The organism is Exiguobacterium sp. s138 (assembly GCF_018618775.1).
Taxonomy (GTDB): Bacteria; Bacillota; Bacilli; order Exiguobacteriales; family Exiguobacteriaceae; genus Exiguobacterium_A; species Exiguobacterium_A artemiae.
This window is the reverse complement of sequence record NZ_JACSMW010000003.1, coordinates 219,132-234,130: the sequence shown is the minus strand read 5'-3', so window position 1 is coordinate 234,130 and position 14,999 is coordinate 219,132. Positions and strand designations below refer to the sequence as shown.

Sequence of the window (14,999 nt, the reverse complement as noted above, 5' to 3'; positions counted from 1 at the left end):
CTAAAAAGGGGTGACGGATATTGATATCCGTCACCCCTTTTTCTATGATTCGTTACACATCAAGTACATCGTCACGTTCAAGTGTGACGAGGACGATTGCATCCCGTCTGACTTGATGAACAGGCCGGAATCCGAATTGGCGATACAAAGCGATGGCCGGTTCGTTTAAGGCGGCCGTCGAAACGACACGAAGCGGTTGATGTTCCAAGGCATACCAGATTAATTGCGTCGCGATACCCTGACGAAAATAATCCGGGGAGACGAGCAACCGGGTGATCGTTTCCCCTTCGACGGTCAAAGCGCCGACGAGCCGTTCGTCGAGACGCGTGATGTAACCGGCCGGTTGTTCTTCGTGAAGTGCTGCTTCCGACTGAAGAAGCGGCGGAAAGAAAGTGGCACCGATTAAATCAGCCTCGACACGGTACGCTTGTTGCTGGAGCCGGTGCAGTTCGGGATAATCAGTTGCTTTCAACGGTCGAATCATTGGAAACCTCCGGTGTAGTGGTCGAATCGTCAGCCGTCTCCGGTAAGTTCAGCTGTTCCTTTAACATTGTTTTCGCATCGGCGAGTGAACTCGGGTCGAGCTGATAATAGTAGGCACCGTTGATTTTTGTATCCGTTCCCTTTAAGTCGATCCGGTTGACGGTGTTCAAGGACTTGACGAACGGTTGTAATTGGAACGCTTCCGTCAGGGACATGTTCGTCGTGAAATTATCACCCGTCGCATCCATCAGTTTATTCAGCTTCGTGATGGATCCGAATGACGTCGATTGGTCGATGATCGCCTGGACGACCTGTTGTTGGCGTTTGGTCCGGCCGATATCGCCTTCCGGATCCTCGTAACGCATCCGGGCGTAGGCAAGGGCTTCCTCACCATTTAACCGTTGAAGACCGGGTTCGAGCTTGACGCCGCCTTTTTTATCGGAGGAATTCAACGTATCGATCGGTAATTTGACATCAACGTCAATGCCGCCGACGGCATCGACGATCGCCACAACACCGTTGAAGTTGATCGAACCGTAATAATCGATCGGGATATCAAGTAACGTTTCGACGGTCTCAATCGTTGAATCAATGCCACCGAATGCATAGGAATGATTGATTTTATCTTCGTACCCGACAGACGGAATCATGACGAGGGAATCACGGGGAATACTCAGTAAATTGACTTGTTTATCCGTTTTGTTGAACGTTGCGACAATCATCGTATCGGCGCGTGAGGACGTATCGCCGGGACGTTCATCCGTTCCGACGAGCAGGACGGAAAAATGATCTTTCGTTAAGTCGACGGCAGCAGCCCGCTTATCTGATTTATCGCCGCGCGACAGTTCGACTTCCGATTGTTTAGCTGTTTGAAACGTTTTGTTGGCGACATAGGCAAATGCAGCACCTCCGGCGATGAAAACGACCAGAAAGACGGTGACGAACACTTTAAACCACGACCGCTTTGGTTTTGGTTTGGCAGAACGGGATCGTTTGGAATCATCCACGGTTCATTACTCCTTACTTTACTGAATTATTAAAAAACTTTTAAATTCTTTACAATCAGTATAGCAGGTCAAGGTTGAATGTCACGTTCGACGTAGCGCGAATCGGTTTTCTCAAGCAGAGCCTGTCCGTTCGTCAAATTCGTCATCCACTCAAAAAAAGCAGGGACGGCGGTTTCTTCGACCCAGACATCGATTTTGACATGATCGAGATAATGAATCTGATCGATGATGTGTTCGGTTGCCCGTAACTCATTCTCCAGCTTTCCGAGCCATGTATAATCGACTGTGACTTCGACTAAATCGTGGGCAATCCGCTCCACGATGCCGACAGCGTTCAACCCTTCCGAGACACTGGAACCGTAAGCCCGGATCAAGCCGCCGCCGCCGAGCTTGATGCCGCCGAAGTACCGGGTCACGACGACAACGGTATTGCGGAGATTCCGTTTTTTTAAGACTTCGAGCATCGGGACGCCTGCCGTTCCGCTCGGCTCCCCGTCATCGTTGGCTTTTTGAATCTCATTGTGTTCGCCGATGACGTAAGCGGAGCAATTATGATTGGCATCCGAATGTTTTTTTTTGAGGTCGGCAATGAAGCGCTGTGCCTCTTCTTCCGAGGTGGCACGCGCCAAATATGTAATAAATCGTGACTTTTGGATAATGATTTCATGGAAACCGTTTTCTTTTACTGTATAATAATTAAATAATGTCATAATCAAAAATGTCCTCCTCGTTAACTAGTTCTTTCTAGCATAACGACGATTCGAGAGAGAGACAACCGTGGGGACTGGCAAGGAACGGAGGGAGTAGTATGACGAATGAGATGGGGGAGCGACTGTCCTTGAATGATATCGTACAGAACATCATTGGTGTCGTAGAAGAAAGCCGGGAAGAAATCGTCCGGATTACGGAAAGTTCGCGGGAACAGTATGCTGAAATCCAGCAGGAGTTACGGGAACTGAAGACACGCGTTCACGACTATATAAAAGAAGCTGAACGGCTAGAACGACATATTAAGGATTCGAAAGCGCGACTCGTCATCGTGAGCAAAAACTTCGACAACTACTCAGAACAAGACATCCGGACTGCTTATGAGACAGCCAACGCACTCCAACTCGAATCGTTCATCAATCAACGTGATGAGATGAACTGCCGAAAGCGCCGGGACGAGCTGGAACGCCGTCTCGTTCAACTGGATGAAACGATTGAACGTGCCGACATGTTGATCAGCCGGGTTTCCGTCGTGCTGAACTTCCTGACGGACGACATGCAGGTCATGAACGAAAAGTACGAAAAAGCAATGCAAAAACAGGAGATGGGCTTAAAGGTCTTCCAATCGGCGGAAAATGAACGGCGCCGCCTGTCGAGGGATATGCATGACGGTCCGGCGCAGACACTTGCACATGTGTTGATCCGCGCCGATTTAATTGAAAAGATTCACCAACATAACGGTGCAGAAGCGGCCTTTGAAGAGATCCACCGTCTGCGGAAATTGATCCGTGACGGACTCGCCGATATTCGCCGCATCATTTACGATTTACGTCCGATGACGCTTGACGATCTCGGATTCGTCCCGACACTGGAACGGTATTTACGGCATATGCAGGAAATCTCCAGCATTCCGATTCACTTTAATTATCTCGGTGGCGGGGAACGGATTGAATCGACCTATGAAGTCGCCGTCTTCCGAATTGTCCAGGAAGCGGTCCAAAATGCAGTTAAGCATTCCAAAGCAGGGGACATTCGTATTATCATAGAACAGTATCAACATTCCGTCCGAATCCACGTCAAGGATAACGGGATTGGATTTGACTTTGATTCGATTGTCGAATCGTGCGATGAGTCATTCGGACTGATCGGGATGCGGGAACGGATTGAATTGATAGACGGTGAGTTTGAAATTGAGACGCAGCCGGGTAAAGGGACAGTCATCAAGGTAAGGATTCCAGTTGAGGAATCCGGAGCGAGAGGAGAAACACTGTGAATAACGAGCAAGTAAAAGTAGTCATCATCGACGATCATCAGTTATTCCGGGAAGGCGTCAAACGGATTCTTGATTTTGAAGAAGAGTTCGTCGTCGTCGCGGAGGGCGAGAGTGGAGCAGACGTGATTCCACTCGTTGAAACACATCAGCCTGATATCGTCTTAATGGATATAAATATGCCGAAAGTCAATGGTGTCGAAGCGACAAAACGTTTGATGGAAGTTCATCCCGAAGTCCGGGTCATCATCCTGTCGATCCATGACGATGAAACCTATGTCATGCACGCGCTTGGCGCAGGTGCGGTCGGTTATCTCTTAAAAGAGATGGCGACGGATGAACTGGTCAATGCCATCCGGTCCGTGTACCGCGAAGGCGGATACGTTCACCCGAAAGTCACACCGAACTTGTTACAGGAATACCGTCGTCTGATGAAGATGAAGCAGACGATGTCTTCGCAACCGATTGAAAAACGTGTCGCAGAAGCACCGCTGCACGTGTTGACACGCCGGGAATGCGAAGTGTTGCAGCTACTTGCGGACGGTTTCTCGAACCGGGCAATCAGCGATACGTTGTTCATCAGTGAGAAGACCGTTAAAAACCACGTTTCCTCTATTTTACGTAAAATGAATGTGCCCGACCGGACCGGTGCTGTCGTCGAAGCGATTCGCCGCGGCTGGGTCGTCGTCGTTTAAGTACGGACGGAAGCCGATTCGGCTCCGTCTTTCTTTTTTTAAAACTTCAACCTGTGATATGATAAATAAGCGATTGTGACCTGTCAGAATACCTTATGTCACGACGGAACTCTTAAAAGCGAGGAAATTCACGAATGAGCCAAATTGTGATTTTAACGGATAGCACTGCCTATCTGCCAACTACCTATTGTGAAGAAAACAATGTTCACGTTGCACCGCTTAGTGTCATCTTCGACGGAGATGCGTATCGTGAAGGACTCGATATTTCCGTACCTGATTTTTATCAACGCATTCAGACAGGAAGTTTACCGACGACATCACAGCCGAACATCGGCGATCTTGTTGAATCGTTTGAACAGTTGCCGCAGGGGACGGATATCATCGGCATCACGCTATCGAGCGGAATCAGCGGGACGTACCAGGCACTACATACGATCAACATGATGGTCGAACACGTCGAAGTGCATCCGATTGATTCGCGGATCTCCTGCATGCCGCAGGCTTTCCTGGTCAAGGAAGCAGTTCGGATGCGTGACGCCGGCGCGACGGCACTTGAAATCGTCGCCCGTCTTGAAGCATTAAAAGAAGTCATCCGTGCCTATTTCGTGGTCGATGACTTGGAACACCTCCAACGCGGCGGACGTCTCAGCATGACACAAGCTGTCGTCGGTTCTTTCCTTAAAATCAAACCGGTGCTTCATTTCGTTGACGGGAAAATCGTGCCGTTCGAAAAAATCCGGACGTTCAAACGGGCCGTCAAACGGATTGAGGAAATGATGGATGAGACGATTCAAGGAACCGGTGCCGGTCAAGTCATCGGTGTCATCCATGCGGAAGACTCTTCAAAAGCGGAAGCGGAAATTGCCGTCCTGCAAGAACGGTTCCCGGACGCCCGGATTGAGATGAGTGTGTTTGGTCCTGTCATCGGGACCCACTTAGGACCCGGTGCGATCGGCATCACCTGGTATCAAGAAGCGTAACCCTGTATTATCCATAGGACATACAATGAACAACGGCGTATCTGCGAAAGCAGGTACGCTTTTTTCGTCCCGTTATGCTAAATGGATGCTTCCAGGCGGCGGCAGGAAGTCCGTTCGACTTGCCGAAAAGGAGAGTCAGTCAACGAAAGGAAGTGACTTATGGATTTACGTGGACGATTGATTCCCGACTACCGACTCGACATGTCGGTCGATGCTCCTCTTGAATACCGGCCGGCTGTCACGTGGCGTTGCGAGCGGTGCGGAAAATTACCGACCCGCGGACCGTGTACGTGCGGGAAACGCTGTTATTACTGCCGCCATTGTTTGATTTTCGGCAAACTGCGGACGTGTGACCGCCTTGTCACGGATCCGCGCCCGCTTGACCCCGTCCGTCCCGATTATCATACGGAACTGAATTTGACGAGTGATCAGCAACGGATTGCCGATGCGATTATCCGGACGATTGATCAACAAGAGAAGATGCTTGTCCATGCCGTCTGCGGCGCCGGAAAAACGCCGATGTTGTTTCCGGGCATCGAACGGGCACTTTGTACGAATCGCCGTGTCCTGATTACGACGCCGCGCGCGGACGTCGTCCGGGAATTGACAGGGCATCTGAGACGGGCGTTTCAACAGGCAACCATCGTTTCGTTGTTTGGAGGGTCCGCTGACCGGTTGGGACTCGGCGACATCACAATCAGTACGACCCATCAATTGATTCATTACCGCGCGTGTTTTGACGTCGTCTTCATTGATGAGGTCGATGCCTTTCCGTACCGGACCGATCGGACGTTACACCGCTATGTCCGTCAGGCGACAGCTCCCGGTTCTTCTTTGATTTTACTCAGTGCGACACCTTCGTTGCGCGATCAACGCCTGCCAACGGTTCGTTTGATGCGCCGCTATCATGGTTTTCCGTTGCCGATTCCCCGCCTGCAGATTCCCTATACGAAACAGGATATCGTAGACTGGCTTCGGACGCATGCGACTAAACCACGTCTGTTGTTCGTGCCGCAAGTCGCGGCGCTTGAGACATGGCAGACCTTTTTGCATCAGCAGGGGATCGAGTGCGAAACCGTCCATGCTGCCGATCCGGAGCGGGTCACAAAGGTCGCCCGTTTCCGTCAGACGACCGGTATTTTGTTGACAACGACGATCCTCGAACGGGGCGTGACGTTAGTCGACGTTCAAGTGGCAGTTCTCGATGCCGATCAATCTTTCAGCAGTGCGGCCTTGATTCAAATCAGCGGACGGGTCGGACGAAATGCTGATTTTCCGGAAGGGGACGTCGTATTGTTTGCGAATGACCGGTCCGATGCGATGTACCAAGCGATTCATCACATTAAACGAGCGAACCGGGAGGGATTTCGATGAACTGTTACCTGTGCAGGCAGGACTTTTTACCCGGCTGGACGTTATCAAATGTCTGGACTAGTCAAACCCTGTGTCCGACCTGTAAAATAGAATTTGTAAAAAGAGGGGAATGCGGAGGGTGTGAGGATTGCGGAAAACCGGGACTGCCGCTCTGTTCGGATTGTCAGAACTGGCGCAACCATGGACGACGATTGGTCACGCACCCGCTATTTCTTTATCAGACACAAGCAAAGGCGTTCATGAAACGGTATAAGTTTCTCGGGGACACGGCTTTGCTCGACGTGTTTAAAACAGAGCTCAAAAAGGTAAAAGTCAAACAGGATTGGATTGTCCCGATTCCGCTCAGTCCGGAACGTTTGCGCGAACGCCGATTCAATCAGGCGGAACTGATCGCCCGGATGATGCGGGGACGGGTCCGGCTTGTGCTGGAACGGACGGACGGAGTCGCATTCAGTCATCAGACGAGGCACGAACGACTGGAACGGGACAATCCGTATCACGTCATTCAGCCGGTGACCGGAAAAACGATTTTGCTGGTCGATGACGTCTATACGACCGGAATCACCTTGCACCAAGCGGCTTCACGGCTTTATGAAGCCGGCGCCAAAGAAATTTCTGCGGTAACTTTATTTCGAAGTGTTTAAAAAATCTTCATTCCTGCCGATATTCAATATGAGGTGAAGGAAATGGATGTATTAAACTGCAAAACTTGCGGGAAGTTATTTGTTCGTCAATCTTCTGATCTGTGTGTCGATTGTATCAGAAAAGATCATACTGATTTTGAGAAGGTGCGTGAGTTCCTGCGAGAACGGCGAAAAGTCCGAACCTCACCTAAAGATGTTGAGATGGCTATCGGAGTAAAGAGAGAAACGGTCTTCCGTTACATTAAAGAAGGGCGATTGTTGATCTCTGAAATTTCTCAGATGGAGATCATGTGTGAGAGTTGCGGGAAGCCCTCCCGTGATGGCACGATTTGTGCCGAATGTCGCGAAAAATTGCGACGTGAACTCGCTCAAGCGATGCTTGATTCTTCTGCCCCTTCGAAACCGCGAACGTATCGAACTTGAATTAAGAATCTTGTAGTCTAGAAAGCAGGTGTTCACATGCGAATTGATTCTACGAAGTGGGTTAACATGCCTAAGACGTACGAAAAAAATCAAAAAGTAGAAGGAACAGAACCAACACGCACGAATCGGCCGGATGAAGTGACGATTTCAAGCGAAGCGCGGTTGCGCTTTAACGAAACGACGCCTTCACGGACCGAAAAAATCGAATCCCTTCGACAAGCCATTCAGGATGGAACCTATAAACCGGATGCGAAGAAAATCGCGGAACGTTTCTTGAACTTGTAAGAAGACTAACTTAAACAATAGAGGCGACTCGGGGCACGGATGCGCGGGTCGCTTTTTATATGAACGAACATAGACGGAGGAGGACAGGACGGATGGAACTCATCGATCAGCTGACGGCGGAACATGCCGCACTACTGGAACTGGCGGAAGAAAAAAAACAGGTCTTGATTCAAAATGATATGCCGCGTCTTTCGCAGCTCGTCAAGGAAGAACCGATTCATTTAAAACGAATCGAACAGTTGGAGCAGCAGCGTCTCGCTCAGATGGGGACGATGACGATGACGGAGTGGCTGCAAGCGCACCCGGAGGATGTCGATTCCATGCGTCGGTTGCTTCAAACGATTGGTCAGTTGAAGGTACTGAACGAGTTGAACGCTGACTTACTCACTCAATCGTTACACTATTTAAACTGGCATCTGGAATTGCTGATACCAGAAGCAGATGATTTTACATATGGTCAGTCCGCGCTTGATCGCGCACATTTCAATCGAAATGCTTAAGGAGGCAAATACATGGGTTCAACATTCATGGGGCTTGAAACCGGTCGTCGTGCACTGACGACGAATCAGTGGGCGCTCCAGTCGACCGGAAACAATATCGCCAATGCAGGAACGGCCGGCTTTTCACGGCAACGTCTTGTCATGGCGACGACAGAGCAATTGTCGATGGCAATCGGTACAGGTAAAATGGGACAAATCGGTACGGGTGTAAAAGGTGAACTCCTCGAACGTGTCCGCGATGTCATGCTCGATAAACAATATCGAGACGAGGCGACGAAGACATCTTACTATGGTACAAAAGAAGCAGCATTCGGTCGTATGGAAGATGTCATCAATGAACCGTCGGATACAGGCTTGTCTAAAGCATTTGACGGGTTTTGGGAATCCCTTCAGACCTTATCAACGAATCCCCAGGATTCAGGTGCCCGGAGTGTCGTCCGTCAAAAAGCGGAGACATTGACACAAACGTTTAATTACATGGCGAAGGCACTTAATCAAGTACAAGGTGACCTGAAAAGTGAAATTGAGGTCTCGACTAAAAAAGTAAATGATCTGTTCAAAAAGATTCATAATATCAATGCTGAAATCCATACAGTCGAACCGCTTGGTGTGTTACCAAATGCACTTTATGATGAACGAGACCGTTATTTCGATGAACTCGCAGAGTACGTTGATTTTGAAAAAGTATCAGTCGACGGTGATGCGATTCAGCAAGGAACACTTGGGAATACGGTTAAAACGGCAGAAGGTCGGATTGATGTTCGAATCAAATTACCGAATGGTGATAAGTTGCTTGCAGTGGATTCAGATTTACCAAAAGCAGGAACGTTGACCTTTACAACAGATGACAATGGTCTCTATACAGGATTCAAAACAGATTCACAAACGATCTCATTTGACGCAGCCGGTGGTTTTTCATCAGGTCGATTAATTGGTCTGATTGAGATGTACGGACACGTTGAGGATGGTCAAGCAACGGGTGAGTATGTCAATATGCAGGGACACCTGGATGAGATGGCAGCAACGTTTGCGACAGCATTCAACGAAGCTCATGCGACGAATGTAAAAAAAGACAAAACAGCGGGTACAAGTGAATTTTTTGTTTCTTCCAACGGAGGAGTAATCACAGCAAAGTCGATTACGCTTGGAGCAGACATTAAAAAGAGCCTGGATAACATTGCTACCTCGACAGACGGAAACATCGGTGATAGTGCCGGTGCCTTGAAACTGGCCAACATGAAAACGGCAAACATTCGTTTTGAACGATCCGATACGACGACGACAATCGGTTCGTTTTATCAAAATGTCATTGGAGATATGGCAGTCGCGACGGATCAGGTCGCTCGGCTCGGTCAGAGTTCTGCCGTTTTGATGGAAAGTGCGGAACAGCGCCGTATGTCGGTTTCGGCTGTTTCAATCGATGAAGAGATGACGATGATGATTCAGTACCAACATGCATACAACGCGGCAGCGCGTAATATTACTACGGTTGATGAGATGCTTGATAAAATCATCAATGGTATGGGAATCGTAGGACGGTGATGACTAAATGCGCGTAACACAAACGATGCTGACGAAAACAAATATCGGACATCTTTCCGCCAGTTATCAAAAACTGAGTGCGATGCAGGAACAATTAATCAGTGGAAAAAAGATTCAGCGACCATCTGAAGATCCGGTCGTCGCAATGCAAGGGATTCGTTACCGGACAGAAGTGCGTGAAGTCGAACAGTTCAAAAAAAATGTCAATGAAGCGACAGGTTGGATGGACTTGACGGACTCGGCGCTCAACGAAGTGACATCCGCCATGAGTCGGGTCCGCGAATTGACGACACAAGCTGCGACGGATACGTATGATGCTACGCAACGGAAAGCAATTCAGAGCGAAGTGGGTCAGCTGATTGAACATATCGGGACACTGGCGAACACGAAATATAATGAAAAAGCCATTTTTAATGGAACAAAGACGGATCAACCCTTCATTTCGATGGAAGGTCTGAAAGAATATTTAACAACACCGGGTAAGGCGGTTAATACCGTATTTACAGACGGTGATCCAACTCTAAAAGAAGAAGAAGTCATCCGTTATGAAATCTCTTCCGGAATTGAAGTTCAAGTCAACGTTTCACCGACAAATGTATTTAGTCCGGAAACGTTCACGACGCTCAAAAAATTATACGATGCTCTTGGTGGGGTTTCAGACGCAGGTGCCGTTGATAGTTCAAATAATGGAGCCGAATTATCAGGGATGTTAAAAGATCTTGATAGTATGCTCAATCAGACGGTCGAAACGCGTGCTGACCTTGGGGCGCGGGTCAACCGACTTGAACTGAACGCATCTCGTCTGGAAGATCAAGAAATTATCGCAAAATCGGTCATGTCGGATAACGAAGACATCGAAGCCGAAAAAGTCATCATGGAACTGAAGTCGTATGAAACGTTACATCGTGCGGCACTCAGCGCGGGGGCGCGGATCATTCAGCCAACCTTGCTTGATTTCTTACGTTAAGAAGGAGATGACGGACGGTGAATCTGCCACATCTTGAGATGCGTCAAACGTCAGCGAAGATTGGAATCAACACCACCCGTGCGACACTTGAGCAACATCAGGCACCGGCGACATTATCGATTGAACAACCAAAAGGGAATCTGTCGATTGAAACCGTCGCAGCACGACTCGAAATTGATTCGACCCAAGCGATGATTGAAACGGGACGACTTCCAGCTTTTGAGTCAGTCCAGCGTTATGCAGAATATGGTCGTCAGATGGGGCAACAGGCAGTTGGCCGGGCAGCGTCTGAAGGCGATCAATTGATGCGAATCGAGCAAGGGGGAAATGCGGTATCCCGCGTCGCAAAATCGCGGGACACACCGCCTGCTGAAGTGACGACACTCGGCTTTTCGCCACGCAGTCTCGAACGCGTCAAAATCAATTATACACCGGCGGAAGTGCAACTCAATTACACAGCAGAACGACCGCGAATCGAGGTTCAGGTCAATCGACCGGAGTTGAATGTGACGGAAGGTACGGTCGAAATTTATCTGCGGGAACAAAATCAACTGGATATGTGGCCGGTCGGCGGCATGTTCGATGGGGAAGGATAATCATATGCAAATCATGACTGATTTTTTTGGTCCGGTTCAAGTCGACGAAAGTGAAATCATCACCTTCGCCTCGGAAGTACCGGGTTTTCCGGAAGCACGACGCTTTATCCTCTTACCGTTCGGAGAAGGGATTCCTTTTTGGTCATTCCAATCGATTGACCAGCCGGAGTGTGCGTTTGTCGTGACGAATCCATTTTGGATTGATCCGGATTACGTGTTTGAATTACCGGAATCGGCGAAGGAACAACTTGGGATTCAGGAAACGGCACAAGTCGCCGTCTATACGACGGTCACGTTACGTGAACCGTTCCAGGAATCGACGACGAACTTACGGGCACCATTCGTCATGGAGACGAAACGCCGTCAAGCGAAACAGATCATTCTCGATGAAACGTACGCGAATCGTCGGATGATCGGCAGTTTGACCGAAGTAGGTGGCCGCTGATGCTCGTCTTAAAACGAAAAACGGGAGAAGCGATTCAAATCGGGGATGATATTGAGTTGACGATTCTCGCGATCGAAGGGGATCAAGTCAAACTCGGTATCAATGCGCCCCGGCAAATCGATATCCACCGCAAAGAAATCTATCTGGCGATTCAGGATGAAAATGCGGAAGCTTCGCAAAGTACCGGTCTGATGAGCCAATTATTAAAACAACGAACAGATACATGACCAGGACGGGACGGACTTCAATGTCGGTCCTGTTTTTTCGTTCAACAAAAAAATGCTCAATTCTTTTGAATCGTGTATAGTAATGTAGAGAAAAGAAACCTTTTTGACTAAAGAGGGAGTGTAATGGATGAATGAGACGAAGCAGCTGAAGAAAGATGCGAATCGTGTATTAAAAGCGACGAGCCGGACCTTTTATATACCGATCAGCCGTCTGTCACAGGAACTACAGGAAGCCGTCGGAGCGGCTTACTTATGTATGCGGGCCATCGATGAAATCGAGGACCACGAAGAATTGCCGACCGGGGTCAAGACGACATTATTGCGCGAAACGGCGTTAATGATGCGGGGAACATTCGACGAGCAGACATACCGGACGATGATTGCCCCTTACGCGAATCAATTGCCGGAAGTGACACTGCGCCTGTCAGAGTGGATTGCGTATTGTCCGGCGGGTATTCGAACGAAAGTCCTGGAATCGACAGCCGAGATGGCAGAAGGCATGGCCACTTGGGCAGAACGGGACTGGACGGTCAAAACGGCAGCAGATCTTGACGAGTACACGTATTACGTTGCGGGACTGGTCGGTGTCATGTTATCCGACATCTGGTACTGGAAAGCCGGTATCGTGACGGACAAGCAGCAGGCGATCGGATTCGGACGGGGACTGCAGGCCGTCAACATCCTGCGCAATCAACAGGAGGACGCCGAACGCGGTGTCGGCTATTTCCCACCGGGTTGGACGACGGAGACGATGTTCGAGTATGCCCGGGAGAATCTGGCGGAAGCCGATGCATATCTCGCCTCGATTCCAAGAGAGACGACGATCTATGAGTTCTGCAAGATTCCGCTTGCACTCGCCCACGGAACACTGGATGCGCTCGCGCGGGGAAAAGAAAAACTCAGCCGGCCGGAAGTCCTGAAGATTGTCGGGAGTGCCGTTCTAAAACGATAATGGATAGACGAAAGGAGACATTGTTCCTCGGAACAATGTCTCTTTTTTTAGCGGATATCTTCGAGATACGATAAAATTTTTTCTTCATAGGCTTGCCGGTCATGTTTGTACGACTGGACGTGCCCGCCGTTTTCCGTCACATACAATTCAGACCGTGGAGCCGCTTTTTGCAGCCGCATACTTTCCGTGACCGGAATCGCATCATCGTCCTTCCCGTGAATCATCAAAATCGGATAATCAATCCGGCGGATGGCTTCGAGCGGTTGGACGCGTTCCGGGTTCAGTCCCGTTAAAGGCGGTGTCACCTGGAGGATGACCGGCGTGAACGGGAAGTTCGGCAGACCGCTCCAGACCGGCAGATTCGTCGCAAGATAGTTCTTGAGATCACTGAACGGACTGTCCGCGATGACACCCGCGACTTCGGCTTTCGGTGCCGTGACGAGAGACGTTGCGGCGCCCATCGAGATTCCGTAGAGGACGACGGGTTCTGATGCCCGGGACTTCGCATAGCGGACGGCGGTCAATAAATCATCCTGTTCCTTCGCTCCGACCGTGACGCGTTTGCCTTCCGATTGACCGGAGCCGCGGAAATCAAACGTCAGGACGTTATAACCGGCTTGATGGAACTTTTTGAACAGCGGCAACACCGGGACATCGTTTTGTTCCCGGTTTTTTCCGTACCCGTGGGCAAAGACGATCGTCAACTTGGCGTCTTCACTCGGAATCCACCAGCCGGACAGACGGGTCCGGTCTTTGTAAGAGCGGAACGAGATATTTTCGTACGCCAGATCCTCCGCCTTTTTCGGATTAGTCGTCAACGGTTCCCGGGGCGGCTCCGTTAAGGAAGAACCGACATAAGCAGAAATGCCGACGATGGCAATCAACACTAAGACGATGAGGATAATCAGTCCGGCAATCAATTTCTTGCGATGTTTTTTCAAAAACGACACGGCGATTCTTCCTCTCTGCAGTAGGATACGTTAATGAATATCTTTTTTCTTGAAACGACCGCCATGGACATCATGGATGTTGCCGATCGCGATAAAGGCTTCTTCGTCAAAATCGCGGACGATTTCCTTCAGCTTTGTTTCCTCCAACCGGCTGATGACACAAAAAATGATTTTTTTGTCGTCGCCGGAAAAAGCGCCTTCCCCGTTCAGGTACGTCATCGTCCGGCCGAGCCGGTCCATGATGGCAAGACCGATCTCTTCATGGTTTTCCGAAATGATCCAGACACTCTTCGACTGATCGAGCCCGTCGATGACGACATCAATCGTCTTGAAGGCGATGAAGTAGGTAATTAAGGAATACATGGCTCTGTCCCAACCGAAGACGAAACCGGCAGCCCCTAAAATAAAGACGTTGAAGAACATGACGATTTCGCCGACGGAAAACGGGGTCGAGCGGCTGAACGAGACTGCTAAAATTTCGGTCCCGTCGAGTGAACCACTCGCCCGGATGACGATCCCGACCCCGATTCCGAGAATCAAACCGCCGAAGACGGTTGCGAGGAGATCGACCCGTGTCATCGGACCGATGTCTTCCAGTAACTTCGTCGCAATCGCCATGACGGAAATGGCATAAAGCGTTGATAAGGCAAACGTCTTCCCGATTTGTTTATAACCGAAGAAGATGAACGGGATGTTGAGAAAGAATAACCACAATGCGAGTGTCGAATCGGTCAGTTTCGATCCGATGATGGAAATGCCGACAATCCCTCCATCGATGATACTGTTCGGAACAAGGAATCCTTTGAGTCCGATGGCGAAAATCACGGCACCGATCGTAAGCAACAACAAACGACGGACCAGTTGCCATTTCGTTGAACGGCGGTGTCGTTTGGCCTGTTCAGCTGTGGGCATCGAACCCCTCCTTTTACATACACTTTTCATTACTATAAC

Annotated in this window: 20 protein-coding genes; 15 read left to right on the top strand and 5 right to left on the bottom strand. The window is 49.6% G+C overall.

The genetic code is table 11. The annotated features are described in order from the left end of the window. Positions 1-52: 52 nt before the first annotated feature. The 3 genes from KNP91_RS08490 to KNP91_RS08480 all read right to left on the bottom strand — a co-directional run bounded on the left by KNP91_RS08490 (position 53) and on the right by KNP91_RS08480 (position 2,200). On the bottom strand, positions 53-484 hold the full coding sequence (locus KNP91_RS08490) for a GNAT family N-acetyltransferase (RefSeq protein ID WP_214849589.1): 432 nt from the start codon (positions 482-484) through the stop codon (positions 53-55). Further along, complete coding sequence (locus KNP91_RS08485) at positions 459-1,490, bottom strand: LCP family protein (RefSeq protein ID WP_214849588.1); 1,032 nt, start codon at positions 1,488-1,490, stop codon at positions 459-461. The genes KNP91_RS08490 and KNP91_RS08485 overlap by 26 nt, the downstream gene beginning before the upstream one ends. A 68-nt stretch (positions 1,491-1,558) precedes the next feature. Further along, positions 1,559-2,200, bottom strand: coding sequence for a YigZ family protein (locus KNP91_RS08480; RefSeq protein ID WP_214849974.1), 642 nt, complete (start codon positions 2,198-2,200; stop codon positions 1,559-1,561). 98 nt (positions 2,201-2,298) lie between these two features. Here KNP91_RS08480 and KNP91_RS08475 point away from each other — a divergent pair, with 98 nt between their 5' ends. From KNP91_RS08475 to KNP91_RS08410, 15 genes are all read left to right on the top strand, one after another. Continuing rightward, positions 2,299-3,471 (top strand): sensor histidine kinase, encoded by a 1,173-nt coding sequence (locus KNP91_RS08475; protein WP_214765867.1) that lies wholly within the window; start codon positions 2,299-2,301, stop codon positions 3,469-3,471. Beyond that, on the top strand, positions 3,468-4,163 hold the full coding sequence (locus KNP91_RS08470) for a response regulator (protein WP_214765865.1): 696 nt from the start codon (positions 3,468-3,470) through the stop codon (positions 4,161-4,163). Before KNP91_RS08475 ends, KNP91_RS08470 begins: the two co-directional genes overlap by 4 nt. 134 nt (positions 4,164-4,297) lie before the next feature. After that, the gene (locus KNP91_RS08465; protein WP_214849587.1) at positions 4,298-5,143 is read left to right on the top strand and encodes a DegV family protein; all 846 of its coding nucleotides are present in this window, start codon (positions 4,298-4,300) and stop codon (positions 5,141-5,143) included. 159 nt (positions 5,144-5,302) lie between these two features. Further along, entirely contained in the window at positions 5,303-6,517 is a 1,215-nt protein-coding gene (locus KNP91_RS08460) for a helicase-related protein (RefSeq protein ID WP_214849586.1), read from the top strand. A 127-nt stretch (positions 6,518-6,644) separates the two neighbouring features. Beyond that, positions 6,645-6,770 carry a hypothetical protein gene (locus KNP91_RS15815; RefSeq protein ID WP_285801095.1) on the top strand — a complete coding sequence of 42 codons (126 nt, stop codon included), beginning with the start codon at positions 6,645-6,647 and terminating at the stop codon, positions 6,768-6,770. After that, positions 6,757-7,161 carry a ComF family protein gene (locus KNP91_RS15725; RefSeq protein ID WP_251135966.1) on the top strand — a complete coding sequence of 135 codons (405 nt, stop codon included), beginning with the start codon at positions 6,757-6,759 and terminating at the stop codon, positions 7,159-7,161. The genes KNP91_RS15815 and KNP91_RS15725 overlap by 14 nt, the downstream gene beginning before the upstream one ends. A 42-nt stretch (positions 7,162-7,203) precedes the next feature. Further along, positions 7,204-7,584, top strand: coding sequence for a hypothetical protein (locus tag KNP91_RS08450; RefSeq protein WP_114595068.1), 381 nt, complete (start codon positions 7,204-7,206; stop codon positions 7,582-7,584). A 36-nt stretch (positions 7,585-7,620) separates the two neighbouring features. Continuing rightward, entirely contained in the window at positions 7,621-7,869 is a 249-nt protein-coding gene (gene flgM, locus KNP91_RS08445; RefSeq protein ID WP_114595069.1) for a flagellar biosynthesis anti-sigma factor FlgM, read from the top strand. 92 nt (positions 7,870-7,961) lie between these two features. Further along, the gene (locus KNP91_RS08440) at positions 7,962-8,369 is read left to right on the top strand and encodes a flagellar protein FlgN (RefSeq protein WP_114595070.1); all 408 of its coding nucleotides are present in this window, start codon (positions 7,962-7,964) and stop codon (positions 8,367-8,369) included. Between the two features lie 12 nt (positions 8,370-8,381). Then, a complete protein-coding gene (gene flgK / locus KNP91_RS08435; RefSeq protein ID WP_114595071.1) occupies positions 8,382-9,911 on the top strand; it encodes a flagellar hook-associated protein FlgK in 1,530 nt (509 codons plus the stop codon). Positions 9,912-9,918: 7 nt separating this feature from the next. Continuing rightward, positions 9,919-10,878: a flagellar hook-associated protein FlgL gene (gene flgL, locus KNP91_RS08430; protein ID WP_131502233.1), complete on the top strand. Its 960-nt coding sequence runs from the start codon at positions 9,919-9,921 to the stop codon at positions 10,876-10,878. Between the two features lie 17 nt (positions 10,879-10,895). Beyond that, a complete protein-coding gene (locus KNP91_RS08425) occupies positions 10,896-11,474 on the top strand; it encodes a DUF6470 family protein (RefSeq protein WP_114595073.1) in 579 nt (192 codons plus the stop codon). 4 nt (positions 11,475-11,478) lie between these two features. Next, positions 11,479-11,919 (top strand): flagellar assembly protein FliW, encoded by a 441-nt coding sequence (gene fliW, locus KNP91_RS08420; RefSeq protein WP_233494500.1) that lies wholly within the window; start codon positions 11,479-11,481, stop codon positions 11,917-11,919. Then, positions 11,919-12,146: a carbon storage regulator CsrA gene (gene csrA / locus KNP91_RS08415; RefSeq protein ID WP_026827533.1), complete on the top strand. Its 228-nt coding sequence runs from the start codon at positions 11,919-11,921 to the stop codon at positions 12,144-12,146. The genes fliW and csrA overlap by 1 nt, the downstream gene beginning before the upstream one ends. A gap of 127 nt (positions 12,147-12,273) precedes the next feature. Then, complete coding sequence (locus KNP91_RS08410) at positions 12,274-13,098, top strand: squalene/phytoene synthase family protein (protein ID WP_131502230.1); 825 nt, start codon at positions 12,274-12,276, stop codon at positions 13,096-13,098. Positions 13,099-13,145: 47 nt separating this feature from the next. Here KNP91_RS08410 and KNP91_RS08405 read toward each other — a convergent pair whose 3' ends face one another. Both KNP91_RS08405 and KNP91_RS08400 read right to left on the bottom strand, forming a co-directional pair. After that, positions 13,146-14,048, bottom strand: a complete 903-nt coding sequence (locus tag KNP91_RS08405) for an alpha/beta hydrolase (RefSeq protein WP_214849584.1) — start codon at positions 14,046-14,048, stop codon at positions 13,146-13,148. Positions 14,049-14,078: 30 nt separating this feature from the next. Beyond that, positions 14,079-14,960 (bottom strand): YitT family protein, encoded by an 882-nt coding sequence (locus KNP91_RS08400; RefSeq protein WP_214849581.1) that lies wholly within the window; start codon positions 14,958-14,960, stop codon positions 14,079-14,081. Positions 14,961-14,999 lie beyond the last annotated feature (39 nt).

What these genes read in the sequence shown, in the direction of transcription:
- fliW (WP_233494500.1), top strand. Translation starts at nt 11,479, where the DNA reads ATGCAAATCATGACTGATTTTTTTGGTCCGGTTCAAGTCGACGAAAGT.
- KNP91_RS08465 (WP_214849587.1), top strand. Translation starts at nt 4,298, where the DNA reads ATGAGCCAAATTGTGATTTTAACGGATAGCACTGCCTATCTGCCAACT.
- KNP91_RS08450 (WP_114595068.1), top strand. Translation starts at nt 7,204, where the DNA reads ATGGATGTATTAAACTGCAAAACTTGCGGGAAGTTATTTGTTCGTCAA.
- KNP91_RS08460 (WP_214849586.1), top strand. Translation starts at nt 5,303, where the DNA reads ATGGATTTACGTGGACGATTGATTCCCGACTACCGACTCGACATGTCG.
- KNP91_RS08400 (WP_214849581.1), bottom strand. Translation starts at nt 14,960, where the DNA reads ATGCCCACAGCTGAACAGGCCAAACGACACCGCCGTTCAACGAAATGG.
- KNP91_RS08410 (WP_131502230.1), top strand. Translation starts at nt 12,274, where the DNA reads ATGAATGAGACGAAGCAGCTGAAGAAAGATGCGAATCGTGTATTAAAA.
- KNP91_RS08440 (WP_114595070.1), top strand. Translation starts at nt 7,962, where the DNA reads ATGGAACTCATCGATCAGCTGACGGCGGAACATGCCGCACTACTGGAA.
- flgL (WP_131502233.1), top strand. Translation starts at nt 9,919, where the DNA reads ATGCGCGTAACACAAACGATGCTGACGAAAACAAATATCGGACATCTT.
- KNP91_RS15725 (WP_251135966.1), top strand. Translation starts at nt 6,757, where the DNA reads ATGAAACGGTATAAGTTTCTCGGGGACACGGCTTTGCTCGACGTGTTT.
- KNP91_RS08490 (WP_214849589.1), bottom strand. Translation starts at nt 484, where the DNA reads ATGATTCGACCGTTGAAAGCAACTGATTATCCCGAACTGCACCGGCTC.
- KNP91_RS08475 (WP_214765867.1), top strand. Translation starts at nt 2,299, where the DNA reads ATGACGAATGAGATGGGGGAGCGACTGTCCTTGAATGATATCGTACAG.
- KNP91_RS08480 (WP_214849974.1), bottom strand. Translation starts at nt 2,200, where the DNA reads ATGACATTATTTAATTATTATACAGTAAAAGAAAACGGTTTCCATGAA.
- flgK (WP_114595071.1), top strand. Translation starts at nt 8,382, where the DNA reads ATGGGTTCAACATTCATGGGGCTTGAAACCGGTCGTCGTGCACTGACG.
- csrA (WP_026827533.1), top strand. Translation starts at nt 11,919, where the DNA reads ATGCTCGTCTTAAAACGAAAAACGGGAGAAGCGATTCAAATCGGGGAT.
- flgM (WP_114595069.1), top strand. Translation starts at nt 7,621, where the DNA reads ATGCGAATTGATTCTACGAAGTGGGTTAACATGCCTAAGACGTACGAA.